General features: G+C 40.7%; 17 protein-coding genes. 11 read left to right on the plus strand and 6 right to left on the minus strand.

The genetic code is table 11. The annotated features are described in order from the left end of the window. The 3 genes from gldI to CHX27_RS08645 all read left to right on the plus strand — a co-directional run bounded on the left by gldI (window position 1) and on the right by CHX27_RS08645 (window position 2,973). The gene (gldI, locus tag CHX27_RS08635; protein WP_094486369.1) at window positions 1–573 is read left to right on the plus strand and encodes a gliding motility-associated peptidyl-prolyl isomerase GldI; all 573 of its coding nucleotides are present in this window, start codon (window positions 1–3) and stop codon (window positions 571–573) included. Continuing rightward, entirely contained in the window at window positions 570–1,670 is a 1,101-nt protein-coding gene (locus tag CHX27_RS08640; RefSeq protein WP_094486370.1) for a peptidylprolyl isomerase, read from the plus strand. Before gldI ends, CHX27_RS08640 begins: the two co-directional genes overlap by 4 nt. Before the next feature lie 67 nt (window positions 1,671–1,737). Further along, on the plus strand, window positions 1,738–2,973 hold the full coding sequence (locus tag CHX27_RS08645) for a peptidylprolyl isomerase (RefSeq protein ID WP_094486371.1): 1,236 nt from the start codon (window positions 1,738–1,740) through the stop codon (window positions 2,971–2,973). Between the two features lie 75 nt (window positions 2,974–3,048). On the opposite strand, the gene CHX27_RS08650 is transcribed toward CHX27_RS08645, so the two are convergent. Further along, window positions 3,049–3,483, minus strand: a complete 435-nt coding sequence (locus tag CHX27_RS08650; protein WP_094486372.1) for a hypothetical protein — start codon at window positions 3,481–3,483, stop codon at window positions 3,049–3,051. Between the two features lie 83 nt (window positions 3,484–3,566). Here CHX27_RS08650 and CHX27_RS08655 point away from each other — a divergent pair, with 83 nt between their 5' ends. The 4 genes from CHX27_RS08655 to CHX27_RS08670 are packed head-to-tail and all read left to right on the plus strand — an operon-like array spanning window position 3,567 to window position 7,728. Next, window positions 3,567–5,516, plus strand: a complete 1,950-nt coding sequence (locus tag CHX27_RS08655) for a vWA domain-containing protein (protein WP_133063443.1) — start codon at window positions 3,567–3,569, stop codon at window positions 5,514–5,516. Further along, window positions 5,513–6,778: a dihydroorotase gene (locus tag CHX27_RS08660; RefSeq protein WP_094486374.1), complete on the plus strand. Its 1,266-nt coding sequence runs from the start codon at window positions 5,513–5,515 to the stop codon at window positions 6,776–6,778. The genes CHX27_RS08655 and CHX27_RS08660 overlap by 4 nt, the downstream gene beginning before the upstream one ends. Beyond that, window positions 6,759–7,085: a hypothetical protein gene (locus CHX27_RS08665; RefSeq protein WP_094486375.1), complete on the plus strand. Its 327-nt coding sequence runs from the start codon at window positions 6,759–6,761 to the stop codon at window positions 7,083–7,085. The genes CHX27_RS08660 and CHX27_RS08665 overlap by 20 nt, the downstream gene beginning before the upstream one ends. Before the next feature lies 1 nt (window position 7,086). Next, on the plus strand, window positions 7,087–7,728 hold the full coding sequence (locus CHX27_RS08670) for an alpha/beta hydrolase (RefSeq protein WP_094486376.1): 642 nt from the start codon (window positions 7,087–7,089) through the stop codon (window positions 7,726–7,728). A 303-nt stretch (window positions 7,729–8,031) separates the two neighbouring features. Here the strand turns inward: CHX27_RS08670 and CHX27_RS08675 are convergent, their stop codons facing one another. Continuing rightward, on the minus strand, window positions 8,032–8,529 hold the full coding sequence (locus CHX27_RS08675) for a hypothetical protein (RefSeq protein ID WP_094486377.1): 498 nt from the start codon (window positions 8,527–8,529) through the stop codon (window positions 8,032–8,034). Beyond that, window positions 8,526–9,305: an MBL fold metallo-hydrolase gene (locus CHX27_RS08680; protein ID WP_094486378.1), complete on the minus strand. Its 780-nt coding sequence runs from the start codon at window positions 9,303–9,305 to the stop codon at window positions 8,526–8,528. Before CHX27_RS08680 ends, CHX27_RS08675 begins: the two co-directional genes overlap by 4 nt. A gap of 139 nt (window positions 9,306–9,444) precedes the next feature. Between CHX27_RS08680 and CHX27_RS08685 the strand changes: the two genes are divergently transcribed. Continuing rightward, on the plus strand, window positions 9,445–10,899 hold the full coding sequence (locus CHX27_RS08685; RefSeq protein WP_094486379.1) for a TonB-dependent receptor: 1,455 nt from the start codon (window positions 9,445–9,447) through the stop codon (window positions 10,897–10,899). A gap of 136 nt (window positions 10,900–11,035) precedes the next feature. Here the strand turns inward: CHX27_RS08685 and bcp are convergent, their stop codons facing one another. After that, window positions 11,036–11,488, minus strand: a complete 453-nt coding sequence (gene bcp, locus CHX27_RS08690; protein ID WP_094486380.1) for a thioredoxin-dependent thiol peroxidase — start codon at window positions 11,486–11,488, stop codon at window positions 11,036–11,038. Window positions 11,489–11,716: 228 nt separating this feature from the next. Here bcp and CHX27_RS08695 point away from each other — a divergent pair, with 228 nt between their 5' ends. Next, window positions 11,717–12,376, plus strand: a complete 660-nt coding sequence (locus CHX27_RS08695; RefSeq protein ID WP_094486393.1) for an endonuclease III domain-containing protein — start codon at window positions 11,717–11,719, stop codon at window positions 12,374–12,376. 75 nt (window positions 12,377–12,451) lie between these two features. Here the strand turns inward: CHX27_RS08695 and CHX27_RS15545 are convergent, their stop codons facing one another. Then, entirely contained in the window at window positions 12,452–12,595 is a 144-nt protein-coding gene (locus tag CHX27_RS15545; protein WP_165764475.1) for a hypothetical protein, read from the minus strand. A gap of 52 nt (window positions 12,596–12,647) precedes the next feature. Next, window positions 12,648–13,232, minus strand: a complete 585-nt coding sequence (locus CHX27_RS08700; protein ID WP_094486381.1) for an RNA polymerase sigma factor — start codon at window positions 13,230–13,232, stop codon at window positions 12,648–12,650. 314 nt (window positions 13,233–13,546) lie between these two features. Between CHX27_RS08700 and uvrA the strand changes: the two genes are divergently transcribed. Further along, window positions 13,547–16,345 (plus strand): excinuclease ABC subunit UvrA, encoded by a 2,799-nt coding sequence (uvrA, locus tag CHX27_RS08705; RefSeq protein WP_094486382.1) that lies wholly within the window; start codon window positions 13,547–13,549, stop codon window positions 16,343–16,345. A gap of 180 nt (window positions 16,346–16,525) precedes the next feature. After that, window positions 16,526–16,714 carry a hypothetical protein gene (locus CHX27_RS08710; protein ID WP_094486383.1) on the plus strand — a complete coding sequence of 63 codons (189 nt, stop codon included), beginning with the start codon at window positions 16,526–16,528 and terminating at the stop codon, window positions 16,712–16,714. Window positions 16,715–16,928: the final 214 nt, after the last annotated feature.

Genomic DNA, 16,928 nt, shown 5'->3' on the forward strand with positions numbered 1-16,928 from the left:
ATGAAAAAATACATATTGAGCCTCCTAATCCTACTGGTTGTATCGGCCTGTTCGCAGCAACAAGCTCGAATGCCCGTTTCGCGAACTTCGGGAACTTTTATGCGCGAGTCGGTTGAACGCAATAAAAAACTCGTTGGTCGAGAGGAAGCGGCTATCGATTCGGTAATCAAAAGCAATCCGAAGATTAAATACCTCGCGAGCAGCAAAGGATATTGGTACTTTTATGAAAATAAAAACCAAAACGATACGCTTAAACCCAAGAAAGGCGATGTTGCGTATTTCGACTATTCTATTTCCGATTTAAACGGCAACGTGATTTATTCAGAAGTTGAGCTGCGTCCGCAAACATATGCTGTGGATAAACAAAATATATTAATGGGCCTGCGCGACGGCATAAAACTGATGAAGAAAAAAGAAGTGGTAACATTTTTATTTCCTTCGCACATGGCATACGGTTTTAGAGGCGATACCAAAAGAATTGGTCCAAATACAACCATTGCTTGTACCGTAATGCTACACGATTTTAAACCTGAAACACAAGTAAACACTAATCCAAATACTCCAAAACAGTGAAGAAACTAATTTCTTTTGCACTTTTATTTACGCTGTTTGCGTGCACTGATAAGTACGCTGATTTAGAAGACGGCATATACGCCGAAATTACCACTACAAAAGGCGTAATTGTAGCGACCTTGTTTTACAAAGAAGCTCCGGTAACTGTTGCTAATTTTGTGACTTTAGCCGAAGGAACCAATAAATTTGTTGTAGGCGACAAGAAGGGTAAACCTTTTTACGACGGACTTAAATTTCACCGCGTGATTCAAAACTTTATGATTCAAGGCGGCGATCCGCTTGGAAACGGCAGTGGCGATGCTGGATATATGTTTAAAGACGAACAAGTTCCGTTTAGTTTCGATAACGGTGGTTTACTAGCGATGGCAAACTCAGGACCAGGAACCAACAGTTCACAATTTTTCATCACTCATGTAGCAACACCTTGGCTTGATGGCAAACACACCATTTTTGGTAAAGTAGTTGGCGAAGGTATGGATGTCGTAAACAAAATTGTTCAAGACGACGGAATTATTGGGATTAAAATTATCCGTAAAGGCGAGTCTGCTAAACGTTTCGACGCCGTTTCAGAATTTTCAAAATACATGGCAAATGCGGGCGATGAGGCAAAAAAACGTGCCGAGTTAGAAGCTGCAAATAAACTTCGTTACAAAAAAGAATTCGCCGCCGTAATCGAGAAAACGCTTCAGGAATTCGCTAACGCAAAAGCAAAAGGCAAAAAATTACCTTCGGGCGTACAATATTACATTGTAAAATCATCAACGGGAGAGAAACCGAAAGCGGGCGACGTAATCAATATTCACTACGGTGCGTATTTCAGCGATGGCATACTTTTGGATTCGAGTGTTGAAGAGGTCGCAAAGAAATACGGCATGTTCGATCAGAATCGTAAAATCCAAAACGGCTATACTCCTATTCCGTTTCAGTACGGAAATAAAGTGGGCTTGGTTCCTGGCTTTATTGAAGGTGTGGAACAATTGAAGTACGGCGAAAAAGCAATTGTTTTTGTTCCTGCGGCTTTGGCATATGGAGCAGCTGGAAAAGATGTAGTTCCGCCAAATACCGACTTAGTTTTTGAAATTGAAATTGTAAAATAAATTCAACAACGGGACAAATCCTGAAAATCCCGGCAATCGCGAAAAGAGTAAGGGAGAAAATTAAACTATGAAATCAAGTATCTTAAGTTTATTACTCATTTTTTCATTTAACCTTTATGCTCAAAAAGGTGGTAAACCCGGCGTAAAGAAAGCACCTGCAAAAACAACGGTTGCTAAAAAAGCAGTAACTCCGACACCAGCCGCTGGCGATGGATTATTTGCAGACATAAAAACAAACAAAGGAACAATTACCTTAAAGCTTGCCTACGATAAAACTCCCGTAACCGTAGCTAATTTCGTAAGCCTTTCAGAAGGAACGAATACTTGGGTAACCGACGAAAAACTAAAAAATAAACCTTTTTACGACGGACTTAAATTTCACCGTGTTATTAAGGATTTTATGATACAAGGTGGCGACCCGACAGGAACGGGTAGCGGAAGTCCGGGTTATAAATTTAAAGACGAAATCACCGACTTAAAGCACAACAAAGCGGGTATTTTATCGATGGCAAACAGCGGACCGCGCACTAATGGAAGTCAGTTTTTTATTACTCACAAAGAAACGCCTTGGCTCGACGGAAAACACACGGTTTTTGGCGAAGTTCAGGTTGGACAAGACGTTGTGAATAAAATCGAACAAAACGATATTATCGAAAAAGTAAAGATTCGTCGCGTTGGAACAGCTGCTAAATCATTTGATGCCGTTAAAGTGATGAGCGATTATTTTGCTTCGAAACCCGACGAAGATAAGAAAGCTGCGGAAGCCGAAGAAGCAGCTCGCAAGCAGCAAGAAGAAATTCGCAAACAAAAACAGGCACAAGAAGACGAGAAAAAACGCGTGTACCGCGAGCAATACAAAGACTTGATCTCGTCGACAGCACAGCGTTTAACCGCTTTGAAAGCAACGGGTTCTAAAACCGAAAGTGGCGTAACCTATGTGATCACTAAAGGGAACGGCACAAAACCCACGGATACTGAAAGCGTTTTTATACCTTTTACGGGTTACTTACCCGACGGGACTATGTTTGAGTCGAGCGACGAGCAAACAAGTAAAACTTGGGGTAAATTCGATGAAAATAGAGCTAAAATGAATGGCTATCGTCCGATTGAACTCACCTTAGCGCAAGGCGGACTCATCCCAGGATTGATGGAAGGTTTGAAAATGATGAGTTTTGGCGATAAAGCCACATTCTTCATTCCAGCAGAATTAGCATACGGAAGTCGTGGTGGCGGAAACGTTATCCCTCCAAATAGCGAAGTAATTTTTGAAGTGGAATTACTCAAAGAAGCTCCAAAAAAATAATAAACACCACATTACAACGAAAAATGGCTGTCGGTTTTTTCCAACAGCCATTTTTTATTCGCCAAACCGAATAGCTTAACGCTTCGGAAAAACAAATTCATCGTTATCACTAACTGCAACGCCGATTTCTAATTTAGAAACCGTACCAAATTCGGCTACCAAATTAAAACTCACTCCCTCGAATACAAGTAATTCGGTTAAATCCAAACGTTCTGCAAACGGCTTTACCTTAGTTTGTTGCTGTAATAAATCGGTTGCTTCTTTCAAATTCATACCTATAAAACTGATTTCATGAACTACAGCTTTCGGATTTGCAGTAATTACATAACACAATTTGAAATCTTCCAGTTCGTAAAATGCCAAACGCAACTGCAGCTGATTGTAGATGTAAATTAAATCATTATCGTCGTCGGTGTAACTGTAATCGGGCGTTCCGTAAAGATTTTCCACTTCTGCGGGAAGCATCCCAAAGACCAAATCGCCTACTTTCTTTCCTAAAATAATTTCCATATTCAATTGTTTTCACAAAGGTCGGTTATGATTTCTGTAATTCTCCTAAATTCTGGGAAAAATTAAGATCTAAAGTTCTATTTTTGGGCTTCGATCAGCAATCATATACGATGTCGTTTAAACATCCCGAATTTCTATACTTTCTCGGATTTTTAATTGTACCCATACTGGTGCATTTGTTCCAGTTACGACGTTTTAAGAAATACTATTTCACAAACGTAAAACTGTTGCAAGAACTTTCTATTCAAACAAGAAAGAGCTCTACTTTAAAAAAATACTTGCTTTTAGCGAGTCGATTATTGCTGTTGAGCTTTCTCATCTTTGCCTTTGCACAACCCTATTTTGAGAATGAAAATACGCAAGCAGCCGACAACGAATTAGTACTCATCGTAGATAATTCTTTTTCCAACGGAGCTGAAACCAAAAAGGGAAGCGTTTTAGAATACAACATCGCAGCCATTTTATCTGCTTTGGATGAAAATCGAAAAATATCTTTGATTACCAACGACGAAGCTTACTTTAATACCGATATCAAAACCATCCGAAAAGAAGTACAAAAAATTACCACTTCTGCCCTACCGTTCGACTTAAATGCTGCGATATCGCGCTCAGCCGACGAAGTAAAAGGTGCCAAAGACATCGTTGTTTTTACAGACGGTTTATCGGAATTGAAATCACCTAAAACCGACGGAAATCAGCAGTTGTACTTCCACATTCCAAAAATTGAATCGGAACAAAACATAGCGATTACTAACGTTGAACTTACCGAAACACAAGAAGACTTCTATAAAATTGCCATCGATTTGCAAAAATTTGGCGAAGGCGAAGCTTCCACTGCACTTCAAGTTTATAACGGAAATCTTGCAGTGGCAAAATCCGTTGTAAAACTCAATGCAAATACGCAACGAGTAAGCATTACTTTGCCTAAACTGCCCTTCTCCGGCTACGTTCAAATTACAGACAATGCACTGGCGTACGACAACAACTTTTACTTTGAAATTGCCGCGCCACAAAAGTTTAAAGTATTGCTGGTTGGCGAAACTGAACGTAACGTTTCGCTGCGCAAAATTTTTGGAACGACAGAATTCGACTTGACAGAAACCGATATTCGCGGTTTAGATTACGCCGTTATCGGAAAACAGCAGTTGATCATTCTAAACGAGATACCCGAATTCACGCCCACTTTAGTCGCAAATTTGTTAGAAGCCGTCGAAAATGGCGTAAATCTGAGTATTGTACCTCGAGAGACACTAAGTGTCGACGCTTACAAAGTAATTCTCGAAAAACTCCAACTTTCAGCGACTGTTTCCTCAAAATCCAAGAAATTAGTTACCGGAATTACCTTTGAAAGCGAATTATTCCAAGGTGTTTTTGAAAAGAAAATCGATAATTTCCAATATCCTTTCGCTAATCCGTCGTTTACGATCAGCGGACGAACTTTGCCGTTACTCACCTTTGCCGACGGATCTGCATTTCTACAAGCCGTTAAACTCGGTCAAGGACACGTATTCCTTTTCAATGCAGGATTATCGAGTCCGAATTCAAACTTTTACCAATCGCCTTTGGTTGTCGTAACGTTCGATCGGATGGCAACAGGCAACAACAGCGCGGGAATGCAGCAGTTTGAGATTTTTGGAGAACAGGAGAAAATTGTCGACTTGAATTTGGAAACCGATCAGGTTGCCCACATTTTGAATCGTGCCGAAAAATCGTACGATTTCATACCAAAACAACGCATTAACGGAAAAAAATTATATCTCAATTTTGGAGAAGCGCCAACAGTTGCAGGCAACTACGATTTATTGTTTGAAGGAAAAGCCATCGACAAAATGAGTTTTAACTACAAACGTAACGAAAGTGATGTGAGCGCTCGGTTCGATATTCCGGCCGCTGCAAAAGAAATAGATTCGTTTGAACAATTGCTGTCCGAATTTTCTGCAGCTCGCGATAACAGCGGTTTTTGGCGTACTTTGGCACTACTTGCTTTCTTGTTTTTAATCTGTGAAATATTGATTCAAAAGTTTGTAAAATGACGATACTTCTCAAAAATGTTACCTGTTACGATTCGCGAAGCTCGTTGCACTTGAAACGCACCGATATCCTTATCAAGGAAGGAATAATTCAGCAGATTAGTTCGCAAATTGATGCTTCCGCAGACCGTGTCATCTCAGGCGATAATCTGGGAGTGTCTGTGGGTTGGTTTGATACTTCAGTTCAGTTTGGTGAGCCCGGTTTTGAAGATCGCGGAACCATTAAAAATGGTTTACAAGTCGCTGCAAAATCTGGATTTACCGGAATCTTGTACGAACCAAACAACAATCCGGTCATAGATACACAAGCGCAGGTACTTTTTGCTTTGGGTAAGTCGGCTAACGAGCTTACGCAAATGTATCCGATTGGTGCGCTTACGGTTGAGCAAAACGGGAGAGATTTATCGAACATTTACGAAATGCATTTGGCAGGAGCTGTAGCGTTTGGCGATTACAAAAAAACACCCGACGATGCCAACGTACTTAAACTAGCCTTGCAATACACCAAAGATTTAAACACTGTGGTAATTTGTTACTCACTCGATAAGAAATTAGCAGGTAAAGGTTTCGCTTCCGAAGGTGTGGCGGCAACGAAACTCGGCTTAAAAGGCATTCCTGCTTTGGCAGAAAGCGTTGAAATTAGTCGAAATATAGAAGTATTGCGTTACGCAGGAGGCAAACTGCACTTCCCTACAATATCTACAGCAGAAAGCGTAGCGGTAATTCGTCGGGCTAAAGCAGCAGGATTGGCTGTAACGTGCAGTGTTTCGATGAATAACATCATGATGACGGAAGATGATTATTCCGACTTCGACAGCAACAAAAAAGTAATGCCTCCGCCACGAAGTTCTGCAGATCAAGCGGCACTTATCGATGGGTTAAAAGACGGAACAATCGATTGTATCACCACCGATCATGCACCGAGAACCTTGGAAGAAAAAATGGTGGAATTTGAAATTGCATTACCGGGAAGTATCGGTTTAGATTATGCTTTCGGCTGTTTACATACGAAGTTAGAAACCGAACTCCTTATCGATAAATTAACAGCAGGACGCGCGCTATTTGGCATCGCAACACCCCAGATAAAAGAAGGCGAAAAAGCCAATCTAACGATTTTTGAAACTGCTGGAACGGTACAGGTAGGCTCAGAGAATTTGTACAGCTCTTGTAAAAATGCCGCGCTACTCGGATTTGAAACCAAAGGAAAAGTTGTAGGAAGTATCAATAATAATCAAGTTGTAATTCATGACACCACAAGAAATTAATTCAGGAAAAACGGCGGCCATTATTAGTTATATCGTATTTGTTGGTCCGCTTATCGCAATGTCGATGAACGCAGAGGATAAAAATCCGTACGCAAGTTTTCACATTCGCCAAGGACTTGGTTTAACGATCACGTTTATTTCCTTGGGTGTGATTATTTCGAATTTCGAAAGTTTACAAATTGCTACGGCCTTGTGGATTTTTATCAGCGTACTCATGTTTTACGGAATTTTCAGTGCTTCATCGGGAAGCATCAAACCGCTGCCACTGCTGGGAAGTTTGTTCCAAAAATTCTTCAAAAAACTATAAAATGACCGAACTCTACACCTTGGAGCGCGCTGCCACAGAAAAAAACGAAAATTCTCGATTAATTTTTCTGATTCACGGCTACGGAAGTAATGAAGAAGATTTGTTTGGCTTCGCCCCCGAATTACCTGCCAACGACCATATTATCTCGCTTCGTGCGCCCTACGACTTGTATTACGGAAGTTTTGCTTGGTATGCAATAAATTTTGATGCCAACGAAAATAAGTTTAGCGATTTAGTGCAAGCGGCGCAGTCTCGCGACTTACTAAAAGAAACAATCGAACGCTATCAAGCTTCTCATGGCTTTTCGGCAGACCGAACGGTGGTAATTGGTTTTAGCCAAGGAGCGATTTTATCGTATGCCCTAGCGCTATCTTATCCTGAAACAGTACCCAATATTGCTGCGTTGAGTGGCTATTTGAATACGGAAATCGTTTTAGAAACGAAAGAGAACAGTTTCGAAAAAACACGAATTTTTGCTTCGCACGGAATTGTAGATCAAGTCATTCCCATTGATTGGGCTCGAAAAGCTCCCGAAAAATTAACTGCACTCGGAATTCGTCATGAGTTTCACGAATATGCCGCCGGACATGGCGTTGCGCCTCAAAATTTCTTTGACCTTTTAGATTGGTTGAAAAAAGTTTAAGAAAATGAATTCCATCAAAACAATTTTGCTTGCTAGTACATTTGCAAGATTGTCGCATTAGATGTAAAATTTACGGTTTTTCCGTAATGAAATGTTCGTTTTTTTCGCGAGCTTCGCCTTAACGGGAAGGGGAATAACGGGTTTATCCCTACGAAAACCCAAACAATAAATTTTACGGAAAAACCGCATGTTTCATCAATTTTTGAAATTTTAACATTTCAACTCTTTTGTGCACGTTTCACAAAATAAAAAAGCGGACACTCCTTATCAGAAGATCCGCTTTTTTTAGTTGATTATGGACGCTTATTTGCTGTAAAGAAGCGATTCGGCTGTTTCGAAATCTACGGTACCATCATCGTTAATGAAGTATTTAATAATGGCTTCGCCCCAAAGATCAGTATTGTTAAAGTCGACAATAATCCAGCGGTGGTTCAAAACTTTCACCTTATTGATTAAGAATTTTTTTCCGTCGATTGGCTCGTATCCGGTGTATGGATTTCCTGTTGGCTTGTCGTTGTATGAAATCAGTTGCTCTTTAACGAACGGAATTAATTTTTCCGGAGCGATAAAACTACCATCGGGTTTTTCGAAATAGTTTTGTGCATTCTGGTTGTTTTCCAATGCGAAATAATTGGAATCAGCCGAAGCATCTTCTAATTTCTTGATTTTCTCTGAAGATCGCTTTTCCACCTTCGTTAATTGATCCTGATTAAACTTTACCTGTTTTGATAAAAAAACGTAGGTAAATACATTGAATAACACCGATAAAATAAAGAGATACAAGAAGATAGATTTTTTCATAAAATTTCAATTTCGAGGTTGTCGTATGCTAATTCTATAGATTTAGGAAGTGTTTTTGACACACTTTCGTGGAATCCCAAATGGTGACTGATGTGCGTAAAATAGGTTTTCTTGGGTTGTATTTGTTCAATAACGGCAAGTGCTTCATCTACGTTTAAATGTGTGGGATGTGGCTCTTGTCGAAGCGCATTGATAATTAGTACATCCAAATTCTTAAGCTGTTCTAGCGCTTCTGCAGAAAGTGTTTTCACATCGGTCATGTATGCTACTTTTCCAAATCGGAAGCCTAAAATGGGCAGATTTCCGTGTTTAGCTTCGATTGGAAGTATGTCGATATCCCCAATTTTAAAAGCTTTGCCGGCTTGGATGATATGTACTTGAACCTCGGGCGCACCGGGATAGCGGTTCTCTTCATCAAAAATATAGGCAAAACGCGAACGCAAATTTTGATTTACTGCCTCCGAAACGTAAATAGGCAATGCACCTTTCGAGAGCGAAAACGGACGAATATCGTCGAGACCAGCGGTATGATCGGCGTGTTCGTGAGTAAATAAAATGGCGTCGAGCTTAGCGGTTTGCGATCGCAACATTTGTTGACGAAAGTCTGGACCGCAATCGATTACCAAAGTAGTTGTTGCTGATTTAACACGAATGGATACACGTAGGCGCTTGTCTCGAAAATCTTCACTTAAACAAACAGGATGCGTGCTTCCAATTACTGGAATGCCTTGCGAAGTCCCTGTTCCTAAAAAATAGACGTCTAATTTCGGATTCATCGACGGCAAAGTTATTAATCTGTTTCCGTTTTGGCACGAAATATGTTCAATTGTTATTGCTAATTAAATGCTAACTTTCGGGCAAAATAGCAGGAATCACCAAGCTTTTATTATAATTTTGTGCTAAATCGCAACAGCAATGGACACCGGAATAAAGTTAAAAGGAGACAAGGTCATTGAACAAGTACCTTCGATAAAAGATAAGGCGCTACGCATTAACTTAAACGAAAACATCTACGGAACTTTTGCAGAAATCGGTGCCGGCCAAGAAACAGTGCGTCACTTCTTTAGATCGGGCGGCTCTTCTGGAACGATTGCTAAGGCGATGTCGGCGTACGACAAAGACTTTTCCGATGCGATTTACGGTGTTGAAGCCGACGGTCGTTACGTAACCGAATCGCGATTAAAGAAAATGCTGAATCACGAAGTTGATTTGATTGAACGCCGTTTGAGTCGCGAAAAACATCCGAATAAAATTTTCTTCAGTTACGCAAACACGGTTGCAACCATCGATTTTGCGAAGCAATATAAAGGACACGGTTGGGTTGGTATTCGGTTCCAGATTGAACCCGACGAAGATTACAATGAAATCATCATTCACATTCGTTTTAAGGAAACCGATGCGCGCTTGCAGCAAGAAACTTTAGGAATTTTAGGTGTGAATTTGATTTACGGTGCATTCTATAAATACAACGATCCGAAAAGATTACTTCGCTATTTGTACGATCACTTGGATAAAGATCAGTTGGAAATTGATACGATAAACTTCAGCGGACCGCGTTTTGCCAATGTTGATAACCGTTTAATGAGTTTGCAGTTGGTGAAAAACGGCATGACCGATGCGGTGATGTTCGGACCCGACGGAAACAACATTTTGCCAGCAGCAATTCTTTACAAAAAAAATATTCTCGCTTTACGCGGAAGTTTCCGACCTGTAACGGTAGTAAACATGGATATGTACAAAAAGTCGTATCAAATGTTTATTCAGGAGAATAAAGTAGATGAGAAAAATACGTTGGTAGTTTTCGAAATCACTTTATCGAATTTACGTTCCGACGGCGAAATCGACGAACGCGACTTTATGGATCGCGCCGAGTTGCTCTGTTCGCTCGGACAAACGGTAATGATTTCGAACTTCCAAGAATACTATAAAGTTGTTGAATATTTTAGCAACTACACTAAAGCACGTATGGGCTTGGCCTTAGGTGTAAACAACCTGATTGATATTTTCGACGAGAAATACTACCGCCATTTGAGTGGAGGAATTTTGGAAGCTTTCGGAAAATTGTTTTATCGCGATTTGAAAGTGTTTCTGTATCCAATGTTGGGCGAAGATGGAGAAATCATCAATTCGGAAAATTTAAAAGTGCATCCGCGCATGAAAGAATTGTATAAGTTCTTCAAATTCAATGGAAAAGTAGTTGATATCGACGATTTCGATCCGCAGAATTTACAGGTGTTTTCACGCGAAGTATTGAAAATGATTGGCCAAGGGAAACCGGGCTGGGAACCGATGTTGCCACAAGGTATTGCCGAGCTCATTAAAAAGCACCGTTTATTTGGTTACGATCCGAATAAAGTGCTGGTTTCGTAGTGAACTCCTATTTCGAATGCCGTTTTCTCGATTTGAAATGATTGAAAATCGAGATTAAATAGAATGTCTGTAGAAACAAGAAATAAAAAAACCCGATTCATTTTTTGAATCGGGTTTTTATTTGAAACACAGCTAACTATTTAAGAATCTGCGCCGCGTGTGCTTTTGTTTTTACGTCGGAGATCACGTCTTCGATAAGGCCCTGCTCGTCGATTAGGAACGTAGTTCTATGAATTCCGTCGTAGGTTTTTCCCATAAATTTCTTTGGGCCCCAAACGCCAAACGCCTGAATTACCGCTTTATCTTCGTCGGCAATTAGTGGAAAAGGCAGGTGGTACTTGTCTTTGAACTTGGCTTGTGCTTTCGCAGAATCGGCACTAACGCCTAACAATTCGTAGCCACGTGCTTGCAGGTGTTCGAAGTTGTCGCGCAAATCGCAGGCTTCGGCGGTGCAGCCCGGTGTATCGGCTTTTGGATAGAAGAAAACCACGAGTTTTTTTCCTAGGTAATCGGCGGCTTTGTGTACGTTGCCGTCTTGATCTTTACCTTCAAATTGGGGCACTTTATCGCCTTTTGTTAATGTAGTCATTCGGTTTAATTTTGTTAATTTGATGAATTGATCTTGTGAACGATTTTTGGTTTAGGAGGCCCGGCCTTGATGGACGCGAAAACCCCGCACATTTTACCGCTATGAAGCCAGCGTAAAACACAGCGACCTAAGAAGCTCGTGTTTTTGCCTGGGCTGAATTGCGGGAAAATGGAGGAATTGCAGCAAACAGCAAGAAAAGCCGCCAAAAACCTGTCTAAAATTATTGAAATGAATAAATCTGAACGCGTTTCATTCGTTATAAATACGTTAAAAGAATTGTATCCGGAGATTCCGATACCGCTTGACCACACCGATGCGTACACCTTGCTGATTGCGGTTTTGCTGTCGGCGCAGTGTACCGATGTTCGTGTGAACCAGGTAACGCCCATTTTGTTTGCCGAAGCCTCGACGCCGGAAGCGATGATACGTTTGGGACAGGACCGCATAAAGGAAATTATTCGTCCGTGCGGATTGAGTCCGATGAAATCGGCTGGTATTTTTGGCTTGTCGCAGATTTTACTAGAGAAATACAATGGCGAAGTTCCGCAGAGTTTTGAAGCTCTGGAAGCGTTACCGGCAGTTGGACATAAAACGGCCAGCGTGGTGATGTCGCAAGCCTTTGGCGTTCCCGCATTTCCCGTTGATACGCACATTCATCGACTGATGTACCGTTGGGGATTTTCGAACGGCAAGAGTGTGATACAAACTGAACGCGATGCTAAACGATTGTTTCCTAAAGAATTATGGAACGATTTGCATTTGCAGATTATTTGGTACGGACGTGAATACTCGCCCGCACGTGGCTGGGATTTGGAGCGCGACATCATTACCAAAACTATTGGTCGGAAAACGGTGATTTCGGACTATTACAAGTCGAAAAAGACGTAATATACCGTGAATGCAATTCGATTTTGAAAAGCATTTTCATAAAAAAATCCGGACTAAACCGGATTTTCACATTTTTTAGTTTGCTATGATTTCTAGCTGCACATTTCCTACTTTTTTCATAGTCAGTGCTTTGGAATAATTGAGCAGAAACCGTACCGTCTCAGGTTTCGGATGCATGGGTTTCACAGTAATTTTTTTTTGCGCGTAGATTTTTGCCATAATTGTGTGTTTGTCTGTTTAAAACAGAACGCCACAAATACGGCAATATTGTCTAATTCGTCAAAATAATTTGATGTTTTTCGATGAGCTTTCGCAAATTCATTAGCGCGTAACGCATGCGACCGAGCGCTGTGTTAATGCTAACACCCGTGTTATCGGCAATTTCTTTGAAACTGAGGTCTTGGTACATCCGCATCATGAGCACTTCGCGCTGATCGGCAGGCAGTTCGAGGATGAGTTTCCGCAAGTCGCCTTCGATTTGCTCGGTAATGATTTGGTTTTCGATGTTTAGATCGGCTTCTTTTATGGTATTGAACACCGAATATTCGTCGGTATCGCGTACCATTGGCATTTTTTTATTTCTGCGGAAGTGATCTACAATGATGTTATGAGCAATACGCATGACCCAAGGTAAGAACTTCCCTTCTTCGTTGTACGAATCGGATTTTAGCGTTTTAATGACTTTGATAAACGTATCTTGAAAGATATCGTCGGACACGTCTCTGTCGTTAACTTTCGAGTAAATGAAACCGTACAGTTTTGATTGGTGTCTGTTAATAAGGATTTCGAGTGCCGATTCGTCGCCAGCAACGTAATTCCGAATCAAAAGGGCGTCGGGGAGTTGAACAGTAGCCATAACATACTTCTTTTAAAACGTGAGCAATTTTTAAAACTAAAAGTATTGTTATTGTATAGGCGTCTGTTATTTTGATGTTAATTATGAACCAAATGTAAACACATTTCGAAATGAAATGCAAAAAATATCTTGATTTTTAACATTTGCAAACAATTTTAACGTAATTCAACCAAAACTGTAACCAAATATGTAATTAAAACCCGAATATCTTACATATTTTAAGATGCTAAATTTTATATCAAGTTGCGTCTGTTATCAATTGTTTAGTAGAATAAGCCTTCTGCCTTTCATATCTTTGCGTAAAATTAGCTTTTATGCACGCCGACATTGCCGAATTAGACTCCAAGCACAACATTATCATCAAAGGTGCTCAGATGCACAACCTTAAAGATTTAAGTGTTGGTATTCCGCGAAACAAACTTGTAGTTATCACCGGATTATCTGGAAGCGGAAAATCGAGTTTGGCGTTTGATACGCTTTACGCGGAAGGACAACGGCGCTATGTAGAGAGCTTGTCGTCGTATGCGCGTCAGTTTCTTGGTCGACTCGACAAGCCAAAAGTCGAATACATCAAAGGTATTGCTCCGGCGATTGCCATTGAACAAAAGGTAAATACCACCAACGCCCGATCGACGGTTGGAACCAGCACCGAGATTTACGATTACATAAAACTATTATTTGCTCGAATTGGCAAAACGTATTCGCCTATTTCGGGTGAAGAAGTGACTAAAGATACTGTAACTTCGGTGATTGAACGCGTAAAAACGTTCGAGAATGGGAGTCGATGGTTGTTGTTATCGCCGCTTTTTATCGAGAAAGGTCGCACGGTCGAGCAGAAACTTTCGGTATTGCTGCAACAAGGATTTGCCCGTATGCTTGCTGATGGGAAATTGCTCCGTATTGACGAGGTTTTAGAAACGAAAACCAAATTTGAAGTAGGCTTTTTGGTTGTTGACCGAATTGTAATCAACAAAGAAAACGAGGATGATGAAGATTTCTTAAATCGTTTAGCCGACGCCATTCAAACGGCTTTCTATGAAGGAAAAGGAAAATGTACATTGGCATCGGCAGATGGCGACGAACGCTATGTGTTTAGCAACAGTTTCGATCGCGACGGCATGACGTTTTTAGAACCTAATGTGCATTTATTTAGCTTTAATAATCCGTTTGGTGCTTGTCCGAAATGCGAAGGTTTTGGCAGTGTTATTGGCATCGACGAAGATTTGGTGATTCCGAATGCATCGCTTTCCATTTACGAAAATGCTGTGTACGCTTGGCGTGGCGAAAGCATGAGTTGGTACCGCGATCAATTGGTAAATAATGCCTACAAGTTCAATTTTCCGATTCACCGTCCGTATGCGCAACTCAGCGACAGCGAAAAAGAACTGCTTTGGAAAGGCAACAAATACTTTGTAGGTTTAAACGATTTCTTCAAGGAATTGGAAGAAAAGAACTACAAAATTCAGAATCGGGTAATGTTAGCGCGTTACCGCGGAAAAACCAAATGCCCCGATTGTAAGGGAACGCGATTGCGCAAAGAAGCAGCGTATGTGAAGATTAATGGAAAATCAATCTCTGATTTGGTAAACGTTTCGATTAAGGATTTGATTCCCTTTTTTGATGGTTTGCAATTGAGTGCCTTCGATGCGAAAGTTGCCGAACGTTTGTTGATTGAAATTAAGAGTCGACTTAGATTTTTATCGGATGTTGGTTTGAGTTATTTGAATTTGAATCGCAATTCGGCTTCGTTATCGGGTGGCGAATCGCAGCGTATCAATTTGGCGACGTCTTTGGGAAGTTCGTTGGTAGGTTCGATGTACATTCTAGACGAACCAAGTATTGGTTTGCATCCGAAGGATACCGAGCGGTTAATTAAAGTTCTGTTGCATTTACGCGATTTGGGAAATACCGTGATTGTAGTAGAGCACGACGAAGACATCATGAAAATGGCCGATGTGATTATAGATATCGGACCTGAAGCAGGTTCTTTGGGAGGAACGTTGGTTGCTCAGGGAACGTTCGATGAAATTTTGAAATCGAATTCGCTAACGGCTCGTTATCTAAATGGCGATTTAGAAATTGAAGTGCCAAAAAAACGTCGAAAATGGTCGGCGTATATCGATATTTTAGGAGCACGAGAAAACAATATAAAAAATGTTGACTTTCGTTTTCCGCTGGAAGTGCTTACCGTAATTACGGGTGTTTCTGGTAGTGGAAAGAGTACTTTAGTAAAGAAAATTCTGTATCCGGCGATGCAGAAGAAGTTGGAAGGCATTGGCGAAAAAGCGGGTAAGTTTGGCGAATTGCAAGGACATTACCACAAAATTCAGCATATCGAGTACGTGGATCAGAATCCGATTGGAAGAAGTTCACGCTCGAATCCGGTAACGTATATAAAAGCCTACGACGAAATACGCGATTTGTATGCGAAGGAAAAATTGTCGAAGATTCGCGGCTATCAATCCAAGCATTTTTCATTTAACGTCGACGGTGGTCGCTGCGAAACCTGCAAAGGCGAAGGCAGCATCGAAGTAGAAATGGTGTTCATGGCCGATGTTTCGCTGCCCTGCGATGCTTGTAAAGGAAAACGCTTCAAAAACGATATTTTAGAAGTGAAATTTGCCGACAAGAACATCGATGATATCTTAACAATGACTATCGACGAGGCGGTGCAATTCTTCGATGAGAACAAGCAACCTAAAATCGTGCAGCGTTTACAACCGTTACAAGATGTTGGTTTGGGTTATGTGCAGTTGGGACAATCGTCGTCGACATTATCTGGTGGTGAGGCGCAACGTATTAAACTGGCCTCATTTTTAGTAAAAGGAAGCACAAAAGAAAAGGCATTGTTTATATTCGATGAACCAACAACGGGTTTACATTTCCACGACATAAAAAAGCTACTGAAATCGTTCGACGCGCTAATCGAAAAAGGACACTCGATCATTGTAATCGAGCACAATTTAGATTTGATAAAATGTGCCGATTGGGTAATAGATTTAGGTCCGGAAGGCGGCGATAACGGCGGAGAATTATTGGCTGTCGGTACGCCAGAAGAGGTTGTGAAGAACAAGAAATCGATTACAGCGAAGTATCTGAAGGAGAAGTTGTAAATGGATTCCAGCCACTAATTTCTCCGAAAACAGTCGAATGAGAATTGTATTTACGATGAAAATATCGCTGTGGAAACCCAGTTATATTTTCGGCGCTTAGGCAGTAGTTTGTGAATTTCCTGCAAAAAGAGAAAATTGGAATAAAAAATGTTTTAATCTTGAATATGAAAAGTAAAAAACATGATGTCACTTATTAATCTTTTCAAAAAATCAACACCGAAAGATACGGGATTACGAGGAACCACTGAGGGTCGCTTGTATGTAGATAAAAAAGTTTTCTACAACAGAAAAGAAGTTAGGGAAGCCATCAAAAGTTTAAAAGAATCCGTCGTTATTAAGGAGCAGATTGAGGCACATAAATGCCGATAAAGCTCATTCTAAACCACCTCCGGCTTCGCCAAACGCCAATACATTAAAGGTGTAAACAACAATAAAGGAGCTGCGAAATACCAACTTTCCAAATCCTCAATTTTAAATATGCCTAAAACAAAGAGGATGCAATATATAATTAGGCAGTTGGTGCACAAGTAAAACACGAGATGGAACAAAAAATGTGTTGGAAAACGCTTGAATTTGAGCTGTA

Source organism: Flavobacterium aurantiibacter (genome assembly GCF_002251775.1).
Lineage (GTDB): Bacteria > Bacteroidota > Bacteroidia > Flavobacteriales > Flavobacteriaceae > Flavobacterium > Flavobacterium aurantiibacter.

Bases quoted from the DNA above. Each gene is read 5' to 3' on its own strand.
- gldI (WP_094486369.1), top strand. From the start codon at position 1: ATGAAAAAATACATATTGAGCCTCCTAATCCTACTGGTTGTATCGGCC.
- CHX27_RS08645 (WP_094486371.1), top strand. From the start codon at position 1,738: ATGAAATCAAGTATCTTAAGTTTATTACTCATTTTTTCATTTAACCTT.
- CHX27_RS08650 (WP_094486372.1), bottom strand. From the start codon at position 3,483: ATGGAAATTATTTTAGGAAAGAAAGTAGGCGATTTGGTCTTTGGGATG.
- CHX27_RS08660 (WP_094486374.1), top strand. From the start codon at position 5,513: ATGACGATACTTCTCAAAAATGTTACCTGTTACGATTCGCGAAGCTCG.
- CHX27_RS08665 (WP_094486375.1), top strand. From the start codon at position 6,759: ATGACACCACAAGAAATTAATTCAGGAAAAACGGCGGCCATTATTAGT.
- CHX27_RS08670 (WP_094486376.1), top strand. From the start codon at position 7,087: ATGACCGAACTCTACACCTTGGAGCGCGCTGCCACAGAAAAAAACGAA.
- CHX27_RS08675 (WP_094486377.1), bottom strand. From the start codon at position 8,529: ATGAAAAAATCTATCTTCTTGTATCTCTTTATTTTATCGGTGTTATTC.
- CHX27_RS08680 (WP_094486378.1), bottom strand. From the start codon at position 9,305: ATGAATCCGAAATTAGACGTCTATTTTTTAGGAACAGGGACTTCGCAA.
- CHX27_RS08685 (WP_094486379.1), top strand. From the start codon at position 9,445: ATGGACACCGGAATAAAGTTAAAAGGAGACAAGGTCATTGAACAAGTA.
- bcp (WP_094486380.1), bottom strand. From the start codon at position 11,488: ATGACTACATTAACAAAAGGCGATAAAGTGCCCCAATTTGAAGGTAAA.
- CHX27_RS08695 (WP_094486393.1), top strand. From the start codon at position 11,717: ATGAATAAATCTGAACGCGTTTCATTCGTTATAAATACGTTAAAAGAA.
- CHX27_RS15545 (WP_165764475.1), bottom strand. From the start codon at position 12,595: ATGGCAAAAATCTACGCGCAAAAAAAAATTACTGTGAAACCCATGCAT.
- CHX27_RS08700 (WP_094486381.1), bottom strand. From the start codon at position 13,232: ATGGCTACTGTTCAACTCCCCGACGCCCTTTTGATTCGGAATTACGTT.
- uvrA (WP_094486382.1), top strand. From the start codon at position 13,547: ATGCACGCCGACATTGCCGAATTAGACTCCAAGCACAACATTATCATC.
- CHX27_RS08710 (WP_094486383.1), top strand. From the start codon at position 16,526: ATGATGTCACTTATTAATCTTTTCAAAAAATCAACACCGAAAGATACG.